Origin of the sequence: Desulfofundulus sp. TPOSR, from assembly GCF_011393055.1 — a bacterium.
Classification (GTDB): Bacteria; Bacillota; Desulfotomaculia; order Desulfotomaculales; family Desulfovirgulaceae; genus Desulfofundulus; species Desulfofundulus kuznetsovii.
The window spans coordinates 603923-622966 of the sequence record NZ_JAAOEF010000001.1 but is presented as its reverse complement, the minus strand read 5'-3'; the positions used below and the strand labels follow the sequence as shown (position 1 = coordinate 622966).

Below are 19044 nucleotides of genomic sequence, written 5' to 3'. Positions count from 1 at the left end.
GAACAAGATTCTGACGGCCATGCTCAAAGGGTCCAGTTGCCGCGGGGTGAGCCGAGGCCCCGGTTGGGCAGGTGCTGGAAGAAGTGACGACAGGGGGAACAGCGCCCCTGGCGGAGGCCATGCGCAATAGTGAGCGCAAAGCAGCTCCCCGCTTGAGAGAGCGGATCGGCCATCGTATGCCCGTGCCCCGGGCCATGGGGGCGCGGGTACGTCGAAAAAGTAGCAATATTTGTCGCAAACTGCCGGCGGGATGGCCCCCCCCGGGATCATATGTGATTTTATTTTTATCGAAATATTTACCCTCAAGCAACGTGTGATATAATATAACCAAGTAAAGAAGGTTTAAGTCGTGGGCAAGTTTGAGAAGTTAATCAAAAAGATCTACTCGCGGCCCGTACCGGTTGACATTACATACCAGGAAGCAGCTCGACTGCTCATCAGCGTTGGTTGCACCATGCGGAAAAGAGGCGGCAGCCACAGGGTATTCACTTACCCGGGTTACCCCTACGTTATTGTTTTGATGGAGAGTGAAAATCTCAAACAATACCAGGTCTTGGACATAAGAAAGCTGCTTGAGCACATCGGTCTGACCAGGCCGAGTTAGGGGTGATGAAGTTGACAGTTATCATTAACAAATCTTTTAAATTCAACAAGGAAGCCTTTGAGGGGGAGCTTGACCGTTTCCTGGACATTCCGGACAACCACGAAGAGCTGGTCAGAAAAAGTGACTCCTACCGGCACGTCAAGTATCCGGTAACCTTCACCCCCCTTCCGGACGGTGACTGGGTGGCCGAACATCCCGACCTCCCCGGTTGCAAGGCACACGGAAGGACGCCTGAAGAGGCGGCCGCAAAACTGGAGGAAATCAAGCTATCCTGGATTTACGCAGCTCTGGCCGAGGGTTACAGAATTCCCGAACCAGGTCAAAATATGCGGGTTGCAATAACAAGTTAATGAAGTTTACAAGCTCAGACCGGGTTTGACCCGGTTTTTTTATATGGGGGTGATTTCGTTGCTCACCGAACGGGAAATTGAGACTATGGCAGCCTTTCTCACTGTAGAGGAGGTGGCCAGAATACTGCGGCTGAAACGGTCCACGGCCTATGAGTATGTGCGGCAGGGGATTATCCCTTGTGTTGGATTGGGCAGTTTTATCAGGATGGATACCAAAGGCGCGGCTTGTACAGTGGATGAAAGCGGACAGGCAGGAAGATGGCGGAGGGACGGCGAATTTCTAACCCGTCCCTCCGCCCCCGTACTGAATGCGGTAGGTCGGAAAGGTGAAAGGGCACGTCAGGAAACGCGGGAAAAATTCCTGGGCGGTGGTGACGGACCAGGCGGTAAACCCTGCCCGGTTTGCAAATGTTTGCAAGTTAGGGTAAACATATTCTAAAAAATCCAGGAGTGATAAGGGTTATGGCTGCTGTCATTGAAGTAGAGGATCTGCACTACACCTACCGGGACGGTACCAGGGCCCTGCAGGGCCTTTCCCTTTCTATACCCCGGGGGAGCCGGGTGGCCCTTTTGGGGCCCAACGGCGCCGGTAAATCCACCCTCCTGATGCATTTAAACGGCCTTTACCTGCCCCAGCGGGGAAAGGTGCGGGTTATGGGGCAGGACGTCAACGCCCGCACGGCCAGGGAGATTAAGAGCCGGGTGGGCCTGGTGTTTCAGGATCCCGATGACCAGGTTTTTTCCTCCACTGTAGGGGAGGACGTGGCCTTCGGCCCGGTGAATATGGGCCTGCCCGCCGCAGAGGTCGAACGGCGGGTACAGGAGTCCCTGGCGGCAGTGCAGATGGAGGCATACCGGGACAAACCGCCTTACCACCTTAGCTACGGGCAGAAAAAACGGGTGGCCATTGCCGGGGTTCTGGCCATGGGGCCGGAAATTATCGTCCTGGACGAGCCCATGGCCTACCTGGACCCCCAGGGCAAGGATACATTGCTGGATATTCTGGACCGGCTGCACCGCCGGGGTGCCACCATCCTGGTGGCCACCCACGACGTGGATATGGCGGCCGGTTGGGCCGACCGGGTGGTGATCATGAAAAACGGCCGCACCCTGGCCCAGGGTGACCCGTCACTGCTGGTCCGGGAGGATATAATCCGCCAGGCCAACCTGCGCTTTCCCCTGGTGGCGCAAATTTTTCGCTCCCTGCCCGAATTGCAGCTCAAAACCGTGCCCTATACGGTAGAACAGGCGGCAGCCTTGCTGAAAGATATTTTGGCAGGACACCGGGCCTAAGCTCCTCTAGAGAAGAGGTGCTTTTATTATTATGGCCAGGCGATTAAGCTGTGGTATAATAAACTGTAAATGTTTTCTTTTCGGAGATTTCGGAGGTGAAGGGGATGTCCCTGGGTGGATTAAAAATGACTTACCGTGAATACCTCCAGTTACCCGTGGATAAGCGTTATGAACTAATTGGGGGGAGGCTTTATATGGTACCGGCGCCCAGCGTGATCCACCAGATGATATGCGGAAGTCTGGAATTTATTTTGCGCTGGCATGTTCAGGAAAACAAATTGGGGGTCATTTTAGATGCTCCCATTGACGTTTACTTAACGGAGGAAGATGTGGTTCAGCCGGATATCATTTTCATCAGCCAGGAGCGCCGGCACATCATCGGTGAGGCCAATATAAGAGGCGGGCCCGATCTGGTGATTGAGGTTCTATCCCCTTCCACCGCGGCCATGGATCAAACCGTTAAAAAAGAGCTCTACCGGAACCACGGGGTGCGGGAAGTCTGGTATGTGCACCCGGTGGCCCAAACTATAGAGGTGTGTACCTTCATCCCGGATGGAGAAAAAAAGGAGCTCTACGCCCGGTACGATGAAAAACCTTTTGTTTCCACGGTGCTTCCCGGCCTGCGGCTGGATCTGAACAGGGTTTTTTAATTTTCGCTTCAGAGTACCAGCAACTAACTTAGTGTCGGTGCGGAGCATAAAAGTAAGCGGCAGACAACGCCGGATGCCATTCTACTAAAGGGGGAGTTGTTGGTTGTTACCGTTACACAGGATAGTGGTGCCCACCCCTTACGCGGTGGGACCGGTCAATGCCTATCTCATCGCCTCACGACCCTATACCCTGGTGGATCCAGGGCCCGATACCGGCGAGGCCAGGGAAGTATTGCAGAAAGAACTGAACCGTTTGGGTGTTCCCCTGGCCGAAATTGAACGGATTTTGCTGACCCATTTCCATTCCGATCACAGCGGCCTGGTCCAATGGATAAACTCCCTGACGGGGGCAAAGATATATATCCATCCCTTTGATTTAAAGAAACTAAGCGGTAAAAATGATTTTATCGGGGAGAGGATGCCCTTTGTCCTGGAGGCCGGTACCCCGGCGGAGATCATAGCGGAAGTTCTCAAGGACGGGGATAAGCTCCCCCGGCCCTTTGTGCCGCCCGGGGGTGCCATAATCGCCACTGACGGCACGGAAATACCCTTTGAGGGCGGGAGTTTGAAGGCGCTCCATTTTCCGGGCCATGCCACCGGGCACCTGTGTTTTTACGACCCGGCAGGGAAAAACCTGATCTCCGGCGATTTTTTGCTGCCCCGTATTACCCCCAACCCGTTTCTGGAGCCCGATCCCGTTCACCCCAATCGCCGGGCACCCAGCCTGCGCCACTACCTGCAGGGGTTGGACAGGCTGACGTCCATAGACATAAAGCGGGTGTGGCCGGGGCACGGGGAAGTCATAGACGACTACCGGCAAGTGGTGGCCATGGTGCGGGAACACCACCAGGCCCGTTTCAACGCCCTGGTAGACCTGTTGCGCAAGTACGGGCCATGCACCGCCTTTGAGCTTTCCCGGATCACCTATCCTGATTTGAAGGGGTTTAACATCTTTTTAGGACTTTCGGAAGTACAGGCCCACCTGGACGTACTGGTGGAAGAAGGCCGGGTGGAAGTGGAGAAGAAGGACGGCGTGGCGTATTATTTCCTCTAACAAGGTACTGTCGCAAAACCAGAAGCGAAACGGGCGGCGGTCGTCCCATAAGGAGCGACCCAGCACTCACTGAAGAACCTCTTTCTTTTAGAATAGCCGTTGAACATGTGTGTATCACGTTACTCCGAAGGAGTGCTTGCCCTGTGAGTGCTGGGCTGGAGGGCCGGATACGAAACACGCCCAGCACTCACAAGAGCCCATAACCTTCATAGGCCGTTAACTCGGGGCTGATCTTTGACTACCTGTCAAGTAAGTTGCATCCGGTGAGTGCTGGGCAGAGGTTAGCGAACCGGCAGCGCGAATCGCGCTGGTAGCATTATCGATAGAATGATTAAGCTACTTTATACTATAACTATCCGTGAGGAAAAAGACTTCTAGCGCATATGCAGCGCTGCCAGGTTTGCTCCGAGGCAAGCCGATGTTTCGTCCGACCCGTAGCACGGAGCGACGAGGGACGACTGCCGCCCCGGGTAGTTATGCGAAAGTATCAACAAGGGGTGCAGGAAAGACTTGGCTTTTCGCTTGCGTTTGATCCTTGCCATACTGGTTGCTAAAGTAATCATGTGGCTGGTTCGCTTGCTGGGACGGGGTAAAGGCTCCTCCCTGCCCGGTATGGTAGCCTTGAGGATCTGCCCCGGCATCCTGCCCTGCCTGGCCCGGCAGGCCCGCCGGGGCGTGATCATGGTGACCGGCACCAACGGCAAGACCACCACCAACAACATGATTGCCCGGGTTGTTAGAGAGGCTGGTTACCGGGTGGTGGTTAATGCCGAGGGGGCCAACCTGATTACCGGCGTAACCGCCGCTTTTTTAAAGGCCGCATCCCTCTCCGGGCGGGTGGACTGCGATTACGCCCTCCTGGAGGTGGACGAAGCCTCCTTTCCCCGGGTTACCCGCCAGGTATATCCAAACATCGTGGTGATCACCAACTTTTTCCGGGACCAGCTGGATCGTTACGGGGAACTGGACAAAACCATATCCCTCATCCGTGAGGCCCTGGTTCAGTTGTCGGGGACCAGGCTGGTATTAAATGCCGATGATCCCCTGGTAGCCCCTCTGGCTGCCTCCACCGGTAAAGAGGCGTTTTATTATGGCCTGGGGGAACACCATCAGGTGGCTTCCTTTTCCACCGCCGCCCGGGAAGGGCGCTTTTGCCCTCATTGCGGGCGGGAGCTCGTCTATGTCTACTATCACTACAGCCAGCTGGGTAATTACCGTTGTCCCGGTTGCGGCTTTTCCCGGCCTTTCGCCGATGTGGAGGGCACGGAAGTTTCCCCGGGCAGTCACAGGGTAAGTGTCCGCCTGCGTTCCCCCGCCGGTTCCTGTGAGCTGGTTATTCCCGTGCCCGGGCTGTATAACCTCTACAACGGCCTGGCGGCTTTTTCGGCCGGCCTGCTCCTGGACGTGGAACCGGAAGTCATAATTAGCGCCCTGGCCGCTTACACCCCGGCCACCGGGCGTATGGAAAGGTTCCGTTACCGGGATAAGGCGGTACTCTTAAACCTGGTCAAAAACCCCACCGGGTTTAACGAGGGGTTAAACACCCTGCTTTCCCTTCCCGGGCCAGTGGATGTACTCATCGCCATTAATGATAACGATGCCGACGGCCGGGACATCTCCTGGTTGTGGGACGTGGATTTTGAGGTTCTGGAGGAACACCACTTCCGCATAAACTTCCTGGTTTGCACCGGGCAAAGGGGGGCGGAAATGGCCGTCAGGCTGAAATATGCCGGGGTGCCCCTGAAGAAGATTGTGGTGGAGGAAATGCCGCGGGCCGTGGAGCACGTTTTAAGTGGCTCCGGCAAAACGGCCTATCTTTTGGCTACCTACACGGCCCTGTGGCCTCTGGAAAGGATTTTGAGCGGCTATGCAAAAAGGGAGAATCATGTTGAAAGTCTGCCATCTGTATCCTGACCTGTTAAATCTCTACGGGGACCGGGGTAATGTGATGGCCTATGTCCGCCGCTGCCAGTGGCGGGGTATGGAGGTGGAGGTATACCGCATTAATCTCGGCGATCCGGTTGACTTCCAGGAGATGGATTTTCTTTTCCTGGGTGGGGGTTCCGACCGGGAACAAAACCTCATGGCCAGGGATCTGGAAAAACGCCGGGAACTTTTGCAGGCGGCGGTGGAGGATGGGCTGGTGGTGCTGGCCATCTGCGGCGGCTACCAGTTGCTGGGCAGGTATTACCGCACCCTTGAAGGCCAAGTGATTCCCGGCCTGGGTCTTTTAGACTTTTATACGGAGGCCGGGCGGAAGAGAATGATCGGCAACGTGGCCGTTGAGCTGGAGATAGAGGGGGAACCGGTGCGGGTGACCGGATTTGAAAACCACGCCGGACGCACCTTCCTGGGACAGATTTCCCCGCTGGGCCGGGTGCTGGTGGGTTACGGCAATAACGGGGAGGACGGCACCGAGGGAGCCCGTTACAAAAACGTCTTTTGCTCCTACCTCCACGGTCCCCTTCTGCCCAAGAACCCACGGCTTGTAGATTACCTCATTTCCCTGGCGCTCAAGCGCCGGGGTTTGCCCGCAGAACTTGCTCCCCTGGACGACCGTCTGGAAAGGGCAGCCGCTGAAATAATGCTCAAGCGCCTTTTGAAGTAGACCATGACACTTTCAGCGCCACCAGCAGGTGATGAAAATGGCAGCCGTTTTGCACGAAGCAAGCGACATTGAGCCGGGCAGATGTTTCAGGACAAAAAGGCAAATAATACATACTGTATCACTGGATACAGGAGGGTTTTCAAAATGGAGAAGGAAGTAGTGTGCACCGACAGGGCTCCGGCCGCCATAGGACCTTATTCGCAGGCCATTAAAGCCGGTGGATTTGTATTCGTCTCGGGCCAAATTCCCATCGATCCGGTCACAGGTAAGGTGGTGGAGGGGGATATTAAAGTTCAAACCAGGCAGGTGTTGAACAACTTAAGAGAAGTGCTGGCGGCGGCAGGCACTTCCCTGGAGCGGGTGGTGAAGGCTACCGTGTTTATCACCGATGTGAATGACTTTCCCGGGCTAAACGAAGTGTACGCTGAATTTTTTGCCCGGAGTGCGCCCGCTCGCTCATGTGTGGCCGTATCGCGCTTGCCAAAGGATGTGCTGGTGGAAATTGAAGCCATCGCTCTCCTGTAGGGCAGGGTATACCCGGCGGTTTTGAGCAAATATTTGGATGTGGCCATTACGGTAGATGGTCCCCGGTTTATACCGGGGACTATTCAATTTCTAATGAGCAAAAAGTTAACAAAGTCCGCTGCCCGCTCTGGCGGGACGCCATGTAAAGTCAAAAAAAGTGGCATGTCAAACGACAACTGTCTACAATGTATACACTTTGCCCCGGCAGCCCTTGGTCAAAATCCATAGAAAAATCAAATAAAATAAAGTTTTCTACTTGAGCGATAATTCAGCTATATTCTTTTGGCATGCCTTTTGCTCTATTCTGAAAATAAGTACTTGCCTGCCGTTTACGAGCACCGCTCCGGTAAGCCTCGCAGGCAATCTTGCACCCGCTCCCCCGCTTCCGCTGCTGCTCTGCTGACTCAGTGTCCCTCGTTTCGTGCGAAACGGCGGCCATTTTCATCCTCTTTTTGTGGCGCTGAATGCGTTGTTGGTGTTTATAAAATTACTGCGGGGAAAGGAGAAGTTTTTAGTGCGGGAAACGGTAATCGTCAGCGCAGCCAGGACGCCCTTTGGAAAGCTGGGCGGGGTTCTGGCACCCCTCACTGCCGTCCAGCTGGGGGGTATGGTGATTAAAGAAGCCATCCAGCGGGCGGGCATCAACGGGGACCAGGTGGAAAACGTGATCATGGGGCAGGTGCTGCAGGGCGGCTGCGGCCAGATTCCCTCCCGCCAGGCCACCCGGCTGGCGGGGTTGCCCTGGGAGGTGCCCTCGGAAACCATAAACAAGGTCTGTGCCTCCGGCCTGCGGGCGGTAACCCTGGGCGACCAGATCATCCGGGCCGGCGACGCCGACATCATTGTTGCCGGCGGCATGGAAAGCATGAGCAACGCGCCCTACTTTGTGCACGCCCGCTGGGGCCTGCGCATGGGTGACACCAGGTTTGCCGACCTGATGGTCCACGACGGCCTGTGGTGTGCCTTTTACAACCGGCACATGGCCATCCACGGCGGCGAAGTGGCCAGAGAATACGGCATCTCCCGGGAAGAACAGGACGAATGGGCCCTGCGCAGCCACCGGCTGGCCATCGCGGCCATGGACGGCGGGCGGCTGAAGGAAGAAATTGTGCCCGTGGCCGTACCCCAGAAAAAGGGCGACCCGAAAGTGGTGGACACGGACGAAGCGCCCCGGCGGGACACCAGCCTGGAGGCCCTGCGCCGCCTGCCGCCGGTTTTCGACCCCAACAACACGGTTACGGCGGGCAATGCCCCGGGGGTCAACGACGGGGCGGGGGCTCTGGTGCTGATGTCCCGGGAAAAAGCACACGAGCTGGGCATAAAACCCCTGGCCACCATACTGGGGCATGCCTCGGTTTCCCAGGATGCCAAATACATTGCCACCGTACCGGGTTTGTCCATCAACAAACTGCTGGCCAAAAAGGGACTCCCGGTGGACGCCATTGACCTTTTTGAAGTGAACGAAGCCTTTGCAGCGGTGGTCCTGGTCAGTGCAAAGATTGCCAATTTACCGAAAGACAAAATAAATGTGAACGGTGGCGCGGTGGCCTTCGGCCATCCCATTGGCGCCAGCGGCGCCCGCATCCTGATGACGCTCATCTATGAACTTCGCCGGCGGGGCGGCGGTTTGGGCATTGCGGCCATCTGCAGCGGCGCCGCCCAGGGCGATGCCCTGCTGGTGCGGGTAGATGACTAGAAAGCAAGGAGCTGAATTAAAATGACCCTGGACTTTGACCTTACCGAAGAACAACTGATGATCCGCGATACCGTGCGCAAACTGGCCCAGAACGAGTTTGCCCCCCGGGCGGCAGAAATCGACAGGGAGCACCGCTTCCCCCGGGAGAACATAAAGAAGCTGGCCGAGCTGGGCTTGATGGGCATACCCATACCCGAAGAATACGGCGGTGCCGGGTGCGACTTTCTCTCATATATCATGGCCATTGAAGAAATCTCCCGGGCCTGCGCCTCCACCGGCGTAATCCTGGCGGTGCACACCTCTTTAGGGTGCTTTTCCCTCCTCTATCACGGCACGGAAGAACAAAAGAAAAAATATCTAACCAGGCTGGCTACCGGCGAGTGGCTGGGCGCCTTTGCCCTTACCGAATCCAACGCCGGTTCAGACCCCTCCAACCTGTCCACCAGCGCCCGGCTGGAAGGCGACCACTATATTGTCAACGGCAGCAAGATCTTCATCACCAGCGGCGGGGAAGCGGACCTCTACGTCACCTTCGTACGCACCAGCCCGGGCAAGGGGCACAAGGGAATCACCTGTCTTTTAATCGAGAAGGATACCCCGGGCTTTACCATTGGCAAAGTGGAGGAAAAGATGGGTCTCAACGGTTCCCGGACCACGGAGCTGATCTTTGACAATGCCAGGGTGCCCCGGGAGAACGTGCTGGGCCAGGAAGGCGAAGGCTTCAAGGTGGCCATGGCCCTTCTGGACGGCGGCCGCATCGGTATCGGCGCCCAGGGTCTGGGCATTGCCCAGGCGGCCTTTGACGTGGCCCTGGAGTATTCCAAGCAGCGGGTGCAGTTTGGCCGTACAATAGCGGAATTCCAGGCCATCCAGTTCATGCTGGCCGACATGGCCACCCAGATCGATGCCGCCCGGCTGCTGGTTTACCGGGCCGCCCGGCTGAAAGACAAAGGGCTGCCTCACTCTAAGGAAGCCTCCATGGCCAAGATGTATGCCACGGATACGGCCATGTTTGTCACCACCAATGCGGTACAGATCCTGGGCGGTTACGGCTACTGCAAGGAGTACCCCGTGGAGCGGTACATGCGCGATGCCAAGATCACCCAGATCTATGAGGGCACCAACCAGATCCAGCGGCTGGTCATTGCCAAAAACCTGTTGCGGGGCTAAATCTGTAACACCGCTGTATCTCTATGAATCTTCAAATTTAAGCCGGCCCAAAGAAATTTAAGGAGGGATTTTTCATGGCTAAAAAAAATAAACGCATGAGTATTAAAGAAGCGGTACAACTGATTAACGACGGTGACATGATTACCTTTTCCGGCTTTACCATCTGGCGGCGACCCATGGCCATTGTCTATGAGATAGTGCGCCAGCGCAAAAGAAACCTGCACCTGATCGAAGTCAATTCGGGTACCCATGGGGAAATCCTGATCGGGGCGGGTTGCGTCAAGGTTTTGGAAACCTGCTGGATTGGCCACGAGTTGTACGGGAAGGTCGGGGCCAACGCCGCCCGCAAGCTGAAATCCGGGGAACTGATTGTGGAAGATTACAGTCACGTGCACATGATCATGCGTTTTGCTGCCGGGGCCATGGGCGTTCCTTACCTGCCGACCCGGGCTTCCCTGGGTACGGACATCCTCAATCCCGAGTATGACGTCCTGGGTAAACATGGCCTGCGGGATGGCTCCAACCCCCGCATTCCCAGGCGCAAGTTTGAATTTTTAACCGATCCTTTCTTTGGTGAGCAGGGCGATATTATTCATGTACCCGCAGCACGGCCTAACGTGTGTATTGCCCACGTACAGCAGGTGGGGGAGGAAGGCACCGTGCGGGTATACGGGCAGCGCTATTCCGACGCGGAAGCCATCAAAGCCGCCGACAAGGTGATCGTGGTAGCCGAAGAAATCGTGCCGGAAGAGGTTATTCGCCAGGAACCTACGGCCAACCTGATCCCGCACTACCTGGTGGATGCCATCATTGAGCAACCATGGGGTGCCCATCCCACCGGATGCTTCGGGTATTACGAGGTGGACGGGAAGTTCATTCGCGATTTCTACAGCAAGACCAAGACCCAGGAAGGCTTCGATGCGTGGGCGGAAGAGTGGATCCTCAAAGTAAACAGCTTTGATGAATACCTGTACAAGATAGGCTTCCGGCGTCTGGATACGCTGCGGGCCAACTCCTCCTACAAGTACAGCACGCGGGTGAAGAGGGGTGCGTAGGGAATATGCGTAATAACCACAGTCCGGCTCAGCCCGGGGAATACAAGCTGATAGAACTTTTGGCCGTAGCCGGTGCCCGGGAAATCCAGGACGGCGAGGTCGTCTTTGCCGGCACCGGGCTGCCCATGCTGGCGGTAACCCTGGCTCAGAAAACCAGTGCGCCGCGGGCTTCGATCATTTACGAGGCCGGCTCCATGGACGGACGGCCGGCACACCTGCCTTCTTCCGTTGGGGATGCCCGCTGTGAGTACAGGGCTTCGGTATCCTCGGGCCTCCTGGACGTTTTCAGCCAGCTGCAGCGGGGGGTTGTGGACCTGGCCTTTCTGGGTGGGGCGGAAATTGACAGGTATGGCAACGTAAACACCACCGCCATCGGTGGTGACTATTACAATCCTGCGGTGCGCCTCACCGGTTCGGGCGGTAACCCGGATATCAACTCCCTGGCCAGGCGCACCGTGTTCATCATGGTTCAGGAGAAGCGCCGTTTTAAAGAACAGGTGGATTATGTCACCTCACCGGGCTGGCGGGTCAAGAAGTGGCCCGGTGGTGAATGGGTCACGCGCCAGGAGGCTTTTGGTTCGGTGTTCCGGGGTGGGCCGGTGGCGGTAATCACCAGCATGGCCGTCTTCCGTTTCGATGAGGAAACGGGAGAGATGTACCTGGATACCGTTCATCCGGGCGTTACCGTAGAAGACGTGAAAAATAACGTGGGTTTCGACCTGGATGTCAGCCGCTGCCGGGGTGAAACTCCTCCGCCCACCTATCATGAGCTGTACCTGCTGCGCAATGTCATTGATCCGGAAGGACTCTTCCTGGGCAGTTGAACAGCCGGGTACCGGCGGATGTCCAACACCGTGGGGAAGTTGATTGCTAGGAGCCTGTTGCAAAACTCCTTACCACCCATAAAAATCTAACGGAAAAACCATAAGATTTTCCATTTAGAAGGAATTGACCAGCAATTTGTCGAATATCTAAGGTATCATTAGATAGAGGGTGGTAATTTGAAATGCTGGGCCGCCAAAAACAACAATTGAAATTTACGAACATCGACGTCCTGCAGGCCTGGGAGCAAAAGCCCCTCGTTCCCGAAGACAGCTTTTACTATGGCCTCTCTCAGGCTGACGATATCTTCCGGGACGAACTATTTGCCGACTGCTATGCCTCCTGCGGACGTCCGTCCATCCCACCCAGCCGCCTGGTCAAGGTGCTCCTGCTGCAGTTTCACGACCGGGTATCAGACCGGGAAGCGGAACAACGTGCTTTATACGACCTGCGCTGGAAAGTAGCACTGAACCTTTCCCTGGGGGAAGCAGGATTTGACCATACCGACCTGTGCCGGTTTCGGGCCAGGTTATTGTTGAACAAGAAAGAACGCGCCGCTTTTGAAGAAATCCTGAAGGCGGCGGAAGCCAAAGGGTTGCTTCCCGCTAAATGTGTTCAACAGATCATGGACTCCACCTACGTCCTGGGTGCCGGAGCGGTCCAGGACACCTACACTTTAATCCGGCTGGCCATAAGAAAACTTTTGAGCGCCCTGAAAAAACGCCCTGATTTCCCGGAATTGAGGCTGAATCTTAATTATCAGGGCAAGGGCAAACCCAAAATCAACTGGGAAGACCCCGCCGAACGGGAAAGGCTGTTAAACCAGCTTTACCAGGATGCCTTAACGATTATTAGCGCAACGGAGGGGATGGAATTATCCTGTAAAGAAAGGGAATTAAAAGACCTCCTATTGACGGTAGCCACCCAGGATATAGAACAAAAGGAAGACGGCTCGGTAACCATAAAACGGGGGGTGGCCAAGGACCGGGTCATTTCCACCACTGATCCCGAAATGCGCCACGGAAGAAAGTCTCACTCCCGGCTCTTTGACGGCTACAAGAGCCATACCGCCATGGATAAAGAAAGTGAATTTATCACCGCCGTTACCGTAACCCCCGGGAACACCCACGATTCAGAGGCAACTTTTGCGCTTGTCGACCAGCAGCCCGAAGAGCGCCGGCCAGAGGAAGCGATCTTTGACACTGCTTATGGCACGGGCAGGGTCAGGGAAGAAATGGCCACCCGCCAGATTAAAGTGATCAGCCCTGTCCCCGAAGGAATCGGGAAAGATGGCTGTTTCCCCAAATCGGCTTTTGAAATTGACCTGGACAGACAGATCTGCCGCTGCCCAGCCGGTCAAATCGCACCTGAAAAAATCTATGACAAAAAAACGGGCCGGCTCAAAGTATTTCTCTTTTCCCCGGAACAGTGCCAAAACTGCCCTTTATTAAACCAGTGTACCAGAAACAAAAAGGGTAGACGGACAGTCACGGTAAATGCCTACGAACGCTACCTCCAGGAGGGTCGGGCCTTTCAAAAAACCGATGAGTTTGCCGGTAAATATCCCGAACGCTGCAAAATCGAGAGAAAGCAGGCGGAAATGGTGATGCATGGCCTGCGAAAAGCTCGTTATCTTGGTCTGGCCAAAGTAACCCTGCAGGCGCTTTTAATTGCCACTGTGGTTAACTTTAAACGTTACTGGAAGCTGCTTAACCAAAAAGAAAATTCTGTGGTTCCCCATACCGGTATGGTAATAAATTGCACCACACTAGTCCTGGCAAGTGGATAGGTGGGTAGTTTACCCAAATGCAGGTAAAATAAGGAAAATAAACGTAAAACAAATGGTTATTAGCTGATTTAAGCATGTTTTAAGCCTGTTTCTATGACAGATTACCATTAATTGTAATCCAAAATTTTTGCAAGTGGCTTTTCAGCAGAAAAAAGAGACCATTTTGCAACAGGCTCCTAGGTCTGATTTGAACGAAGGCCCGGGGAAGGAAAAAGCGGCCCCGGGCCCTTTTTTTGGCCGGCGGTGCCGGCCTTTACTTTTTTTGATTTTTAAAAAGGAGAGGATTCTGAAGAAGACGTGTAGAAAAAAGTAATCAAGTGTAAACATAAGTAGAATGCCTGGCGGTGAGGTGGGACGGGCTTTGAACAAGAGGGTTGGTCTGGCGGAGACATTAATACCGGATCTGGGTGACATTTTAGATTCCCTGGCCAGCAATGTCGTTGCCGTAGACAAGTCAGGGGAGATCATTTATTGCAGCCCGCAGTTTGCCCGCTACCTGGAAATGCCCAGGGAGGAACTGATTGGCCGCCATATTAACGAGTTTTTTCCAGGAACACCGCTTCTGGATGTGCTTCAGGACGGGCGGCCGCAGCTGGGACGCCGCCTGCAGTTAAAAGACGGGGTTTACCTGGTCAACCGCACTCCCATCTGGCGTAACGGGGAGATAGTGGGTGCTATTTCGGAATTTCAAAATATCAACGAAATCCAGAATATCATCGACGAGCTTTCCAGCGATAACGCCCGCATCCGGGAGCTGAAAAATTTACTGGAACAAATTCTGGATCTGTCCAGTGACGGGATCGTGGCTATAGACCGGAATTACGTGATTACCATGGCCAACCATAATTTTGCCAGCTTCTTTAACAAAACCCCCGAAGAAATTATCGGCAAAAACGTTTATGAAGTGTACGGGGAGAGCAAACCCATCTTTCCCCGGGCCATGGAGACGGGGGAAGCGGAATATGGATATTTGGCCAACCTCAACGGCCATGAAGTTATTGCCAACCGGGTGCCCCTGATCCGGGACGGGGAAATTGTCGGGGCCCTGGGAGTGGTGGCCTTTCGGGATGTGGAAGAGTTATACGCCCTGATCAAAAAGATCCGCCATCTCAAAAGCGAGCTGGATTACTATAAAGGCGAGCTGGAGCGGGTTCACCGCAGCAAGTTCAGCTTCGACCAGATTATCGGCCGCAACAAACAATTTGAAGCCGTCAAAGAAACCGCCCGCCGGGTGGCCATGACCAGTTCCACCGTCCTCATCCTGGGGGAGAGCGGTACCGGCAAGGAACTTTTTGCCCATGCCCTGCATACCGAAGGCCTGCGCAGCAAGGGTCCATTTATCAAGGTGAATTGCGCGGCGGTGCCCGAAAACCTTCTGGAATCGGAGTTATTCGGCTACGTGGAGGGGGCCTTCACCGGCGCCCGCAAAGGCGGGCAGCCGGGCAAGTTCGAGCTGGCCCACGGGGGAACCATTTTTTTAGATGAAATCGGCGATATGCCCCTGTCCATGCAGGCGAAACTCCTGCGGGTTTTGCAGGAAAAGGAAATTGAACGGTTGGGGGATACCAGGCCCCGCCACGTCGATGTCCGGGTTATCGCGGCTACCAACCAGAACCTGGAAGAACTGATCGGCAAAGGCCGCTTCCGGGAAGATTTGTATTACCGCATCAATGTGGTCACCTTAAATATTCCCCCTCTGCGGGAACGCATGGATGACCTGGAACTCCTGGTGGAGCACTTCATTAAGCATTTCAACCGCCAGTTCGGCCTGCGGGTAACCGGGGTTTCCGCGGAGGTCATGGAAATACTGATGAACCACCACTGGCCGGGCAATGTGCGGGAACTGGAAAATGTTTTGGAACGGGCCTATAACGTGCTGGACGGTACCATTATCCAGAAAAAACACCTGCCCCTCTACCTGCAAAAGGCCGGCCTGGCCGGGGGGCAGCGGACCGGCCAGAGCGGCCTGCCCAGGCTGGTGCAAGAGGCGGAAAGGGAAGCCATTTTAGAGGCCCTGGCGGCCACCAAAGGCAACAAGCGGCAGGCGGCCCAATTGCTGGGTATATCCCGGGCCGGCCTGTACAAGAAGTTAAAGCGTTATCAAATTGAGGGTTAAAAAGAAAAAACCGGGAAACGTGCTCCCGGCACCTAATGTCTCACCTGCTCCGGTGCCACACTGAAAAATTTTTTCAGGGCGGGGTAGACGTCCTTTTTGTCTTTAATGGTAATGGAAACGAATCTGGGATTGTTTATTTTTTTATAAGCCGAACGCAAGGTGCTGGTATAATAATATGGCCCTTCGATTTCTCCGTAACCCACCAGGTTGCACACCTTCAAGAGCTCATTGACCAGCTTGACACAGTTTTCGTTGTCCGAGGCCAGGTTGTCACCGTCGGAAAAGTGAAAGGCATAAATGTTGTAGTCCTGGGGCGGGAAACGGTTTTCAATGATCTCCAGAGCCAGCTTGTAGACCGATGAGCAGCGGGTGCCGCCGCTGGCTCCCTTGGTGAAAAACTCCTCTTCGGTGGTTTCCCTGGCCTCCACGTGGTGGGCCAGGAAAATAATTTGCACATTCTGGTATTTGGTACGCAAAAACCGCACCATCCAGAAAAAGAAACTACGGGCGATGTACTTCTCAAAGGGCCCCATACTGCCCGAAGTATCCATCATGGCCAGGACCACGGCGCTGGATTCGTACTTGAAGGTGACATCCCAGGTTTTGTAGCGCAGGTCATCTCTGGTGATGGTGGAAAGCCCTTTTTTGCCCTGCAGGGCATTGCGTTTAATGGCCTCGTAGATGGTCCGTTTGCGGTCGATATTGCTGGAAATGCCCATCTTGCGGACGTCTTTAAATTCCACCGATTCGGAAGCCAGTTCGGGTTTTTTCTTTTGTTCCAGGTTGGGCAGGCCCAGGTCCTCAAAGATCAGTTCGGCCAGCTCATCAATGGTGATGTCGGCTTCATAATAATCCACGCCCGGCTCCTCACCAGCCCCACCTTTGCCCTTTCCTCCCCCCTGCTGGGGATCGCTGCCCAGTACGTCTCCTGCCTTGCTCTTGCCGTCGCCCTGGCCGGCATGCTTCATTTTCCCCCGGTCATAGCGGAAATGATATTCTTCTATTGAACGGATGGGAACTTTAATTACTTTATTCCCATCGGACATGATAATGCTTTCCTCACTGACTACGTCCGCCAGGTTTTTCTTAATGGCCTCCCGGACCTTCTCCTGATGACGCTGCCGGTCAATCTCCCCTTTGCGGTGCAGCGACCAGTCTTCCCGGGAGATGATGTATTTTCCGGACATCAGCCTCACCCCTAGCGGTTCAACAGGCTGCCAACATATTTCAGCAGTTCGTTGGCACAAACGGCGCAGTACCCGTATTCGGAAATGAGCTTGTTGCTGACCTCGTTGATGCGTTTGAGCTGCTCGGCATCGGGAGTCTTGGTGGAGGTGGTGATTTTGACCACGTCCTTCAAATCGGCAAACAGTTTCTTCTCCACCGCTTCCCGCAGCCTCTCGTGGCAGGTGTAGTCAAACTTCTTACCCTTGCGGGCGTAGCTGGACAGGCGGATGAGAATTTCCTCCCGGAAGCTCTTTTTCGCGTTTTCGGACACGCCGATTTGTTCCTCAATGGAGCGCATCAATTTTTCGTCGGGATCCAGCTCTTCGTCGGTAATGGGATCTTTTAATTTGGTCCCGTTGCAATAGGCTTCCACATTGTCCAGGTAGTTGTCGAAGAGTATCCGGGCCGACTCTTCGTAGGAATAGACAAAGGCCTTCTGCACTTCCTTTTTGGCCATCTCGTCGTACTCCTTGCGGGCTATCGAGATGAAGTTTAAGAGCCGCTCCTTCTCTTCCCTGGTGATGGAAGGGTGCTGGTCCAGCCCGTCTTTCAGCGCCCGCAGCACATCCAGGGCGTTAATGCACCTGGTGGAGGTGCGGATGAGGGCAGAGGAGAGACGGTTGATCACATAGCGGGGGTCCACTCCGCTCATGCCCTCCTCCGGCGCTTCATTTTGCAGTTCGGTAACGTCCTTTTGTTTGAAGCCTTCCACATCCTCGCCGTCGTAGAGCTTCATCTTTTTCACGATGTCCATGCCCTGTTTCTTGCTTTCCTTCAGCCTTGAGAGAACGGAGAAGATAGCCGCCACCCGCAGGGCGTGGGGGGCAATATGAATATCTTTCAAGTCGCTCTGGCGGATGAGCTTTTCGTAAATTTTGACTTCATCGCTTACCCGCAGGTTATAGGGAATCTTCATAACAATGATGCGGGAATGCAGAGCTTCGTTTTTCTTGTTGCTGATAAAGGCCTTGTACTCGTTTTCATTGGTATGGGCTACGATCATCTCGTCGGCATAGATCAGGGCAAAACGGCCGGCCTTGAAGTTTCCTTCCTGGGAAAGGCTCAGGAGGTTCCACAGGAATTTTTCATCACATTTTAGCATTTCCTGGAACTCCATGATGCCCCGGTTAGCAATGTTCAGCTCACCGTCAAACCGGTAGGCCCGGGGGTCCGACTCCGAACCGTACTCGGCAATAGTGGAAAAGTCCACGCTGCCGGTGAGATCGGCAATGTCCTGGGACTTGGGGTCGGAAGGGGTGAAGGTGCCAATGCCCACCCGGTTTTCTTCAGACAGGAAAATCCTTTCCACCCGTACATTTTCAATCCTGCCGTCGTATTCTGTTTCCAGTATCATACGGCAGTAGGGGCAGAGCTCCCCCTCCACGTAGACGCCGTATTCCTTCTCAAATTCCGGCCTCAGTTCCCTGGGGATTAAATGCAGGGGTTCTTCATGCATGGGACAGCCCTTGATGCCGTAGAGAGCCCCCCGGTCGGTGCGGCTGTACTTCTCAAGGCCCCTTTTTAACATGGCCACCAGGGTGGATTTGCCGCCGCTTACCGGTCCCATCAGCAGGAGGATGCGCTTGCGCACGTCCAGCCGCCGGGCAGCCGGATGGAAGTATTCCTCCACCAGTTTTTCCAGGGTTCTATCCAGGCCGAAGAGTTCACTGGAGAAAAATTTATAGCGCTTAACACCATCTATCTCTTCTACCCCGGCGTCCTTGATCATGTTGTAGATCCGGGCGTGGGCAAGCTGGCATATCCAGGGACGTTCCTTAACTATCTGTAAATACTCCTGGAATGTACCCTCCCAGGCCAGTTCCTTTTCCAGGGACCGGTGTTCTTCCAGCCTCTTCAGGAAGTCCATAGTCTCACTCCTTTGCCGTGGAATAGATCCACAAGCCGGATTTGTACATTCCCAGTGTTTAGTATTACATTATATGCGCCCTGGCCTGGTAGAAGAATCCGTCAGCCGACAATATCTGCACCTGGGCTGCATATGAAACAGCTGTTTGACGATAAAGCTGGCAGCTATGACTCGTGGTACCAAACTGTCGCCGGCCCGTTTCGTGGACCGAGTGTTCT

17 protein-coding genes are annotated in these 19044 nt (G+C 54.8%); 15 read left to right on the top strand and 2 right to left on the bottom strand.

Translation table 11 applies throughout. The features are described 5' to 3' along the window. Window positions 1-349 precede the first annotated feature (349 nt). From G7K71_RS19215 to G7K71_RS03165, 15 genes are all read left to right on the top strand, one after another. The gene (locus tag G7K71_RS19215) at window positions 350-604 is read left to right on the top strand and encodes a type II toxin-antitoxin system HicA family toxin (protein ID WP_072869253.1); all 255 of its coding nucleotides are present in this window, start codon (window positions 350-352) and stop codon (window positions 602-604) included. An 11-nt stretch (window positions 605-615) separates the two neighbouring features. Beyond that, window positions 616-954 (top strand): type II toxin-antitoxin system HicB family antitoxin, encoded by a 339-nt coding sequence (locus G7K71_RS03230; protein ID WP_166343466.1) that lies wholly within the window; start codon window positions 616-618, stop codon window positions 952-954. Window positions 955-1012: 58 nt separating this feature from the next. Beyond that, window positions 1013-1393 carry a helix-turn-helix domain-containing protein gene (locus tag G7K71_RS03225; protein ID WP_207712610.1) on the top strand — a complete coding sequence of 127 codons (381 nt, stop codon included), beginning with the start codon at window positions 1013-1015 and terminating at the stop codon, window positions 1391-1393. A 23-nt stretch (window positions 1394-1416) separates the two neighbouring features. After that, a complete protein-coding gene (locus tag G7K71_RS03220; RefSeq protein ID WP_166343464.1) occupies window positions 1417-2247 on the top strand; it encodes an ATP-binding cassette domain-containing protein in 831 nt (276 codons plus the stop codon). A gap of 125 nt (window positions 2248-2372) precedes the next feature. Continuing rightward, on the top strand, window positions 2373-2897 hold the full coding sequence (locus G7K71_RS03215) for a Uma2 family endonuclease (RefSeq protein WP_243174548.1): 525 nt from the start codon (window positions 2373-2375) through the stop codon (window positions 2895-2897). A 103-nt stretch (window positions 2898-3000) separates the two neighbouring features. Continuing rightward, on the top strand, window positions 3001-3951 hold the full coding sequence (locus tag G7K71_RS03210; protein ID WP_166343460.1) for an MBL fold metallo-hydrolase: 951 nt from the start codon (window positions 3001-3003) through the stop codon (window positions 3949-3951). Window positions 3952-4461: 510 nt separating this feature from the next. Further along, window positions 4462-5865 (top strand): MurT ligase domain-containing protein, encoded by a 1404-nt coding sequence (locus G7K71_RS03205; protein WP_243174547.1) that lies wholly within the window; start codon window positions 4462-4464, stop codon window positions 5863-5865. Then, a complete protein-coding gene (locus tag G7K71_RS03200) occupies window positions 5837-6559 on the top strand; it encodes a type 1 glutamine amidotransferase (protein WP_166343458.1) in 723 nt (240 codons plus the stop codon). Before G7K71_RS03205 ends, G7K71_RS03200 begins: the two co-directional genes overlap by 29 nt. A gap of 144 nt (window positions 6560-6703) precedes the next feature. Continuing rightward, window positions 6704-7084 carry a RidA family protein gene (locus G7K71_RS03195; protein WP_166343456.1) on the top strand — a complete coding sequence of 127 codons (381 nt, stop codon included), beginning with the start codon at window positions 6704-6706 and terminating at the stop codon, window positions 7082-7084. 514 nt (window positions 7085-7598) lie between these two features. After that, window positions 7599-8780 carry an acetyl-CoA C-acetyltransferase gene (locus G7K71_RS03190; protein WP_166343454.1) on the top strand — a complete coding sequence of 394 codons (1182 nt, stop codon included), beginning with the start codon at window positions 7599-7601 and terminating at the stop codon, window positions 8778-8780. 21 nt (window positions 8781-8801) lie between these two features. Next, window positions 8802-9950, top strand: coding sequence for an acyl-CoA dehydrogenase (locus G7K71_RS03185; RefSeq protein WP_279286272.1), 1149 nt, complete (start codon window positions 8802-8804; stop codon window positions 9948-9950). A 74-nt stretch (window positions 9951-10024) separates the two neighbouring features. Then, entirely contained in the window at window positions 10025-11005 is a 981-nt protein-coding gene (locus G7K71_RS03180; RefSeq protein ID WP_166343452.1) for a CoA transferase subunit A, read from the top strand. 5 nt (window positions 11006-11010) lie between these two features. Beyond that, window positions 11011-11829, top strand: coding sequence for a CoA-transferase subunit beta (locus tag G7K71_RS03175; protein ID WP_166343450.1), 819 nt, complete (start codon window positions 11011-11013; stop codon window positions 11827-11829). A 182-nt stretch (window positions 11830-12011) separates the two neighbouring features. Beyond that, entirely contained in the window at window positions 12012-13616 is a 1605-nt protein-coding gene (locus G7K71_RS03170) for an IS1182 family transposase (RefSeq protein ID WP_166343448.1), read from the top strand. A 361-nt stretch (window positions 13617-13977) separates the two neighbouring features. Beyond that, complete coding sequence (locus G7K71_RS03165) at window positions 13978-15732, top strand: sigma-54-dependent Fis family transcriptional regulator (RefSeq protein WP_166343445.1); 1755 nt, start codon at window positions 13978-13980, stop codon at window positions 15730-15732. 32 nt (window positions 15733-15764) lie between these two features. Here the strand turns inward: G7K71_RS03165 and yhbH are convergent, their stop codons facing one another. Together yhbH and G7K71_RS03155 are read right to left on the bottom strand one after the other, a co-directional pair. After that, on the bottom strand, window positions 15765-16919 hold the full coding sequence (gene yhbH / locus G7K71_RS03160) for a sporulation protein YhbH (protein ID WP_166343443.1): 1155 nt from the start codon (window positions 16917-16919) through the stop codon (window positions 15765-15767). Window positions 16920-16930: 11 nt separating this feature from the next. After that, a complete protein-coding gene (locus G7K71_RS03155) occupies window positions 16931-18826 on the bottom strand; it encodes a PrkA family serine protein kinase (RefSeq protein ID WP_013821838.1) in 1896 nt (631 codons plus the stop codon). Window positions 18827-19044 lie beyond the last annotated feature (218 nt).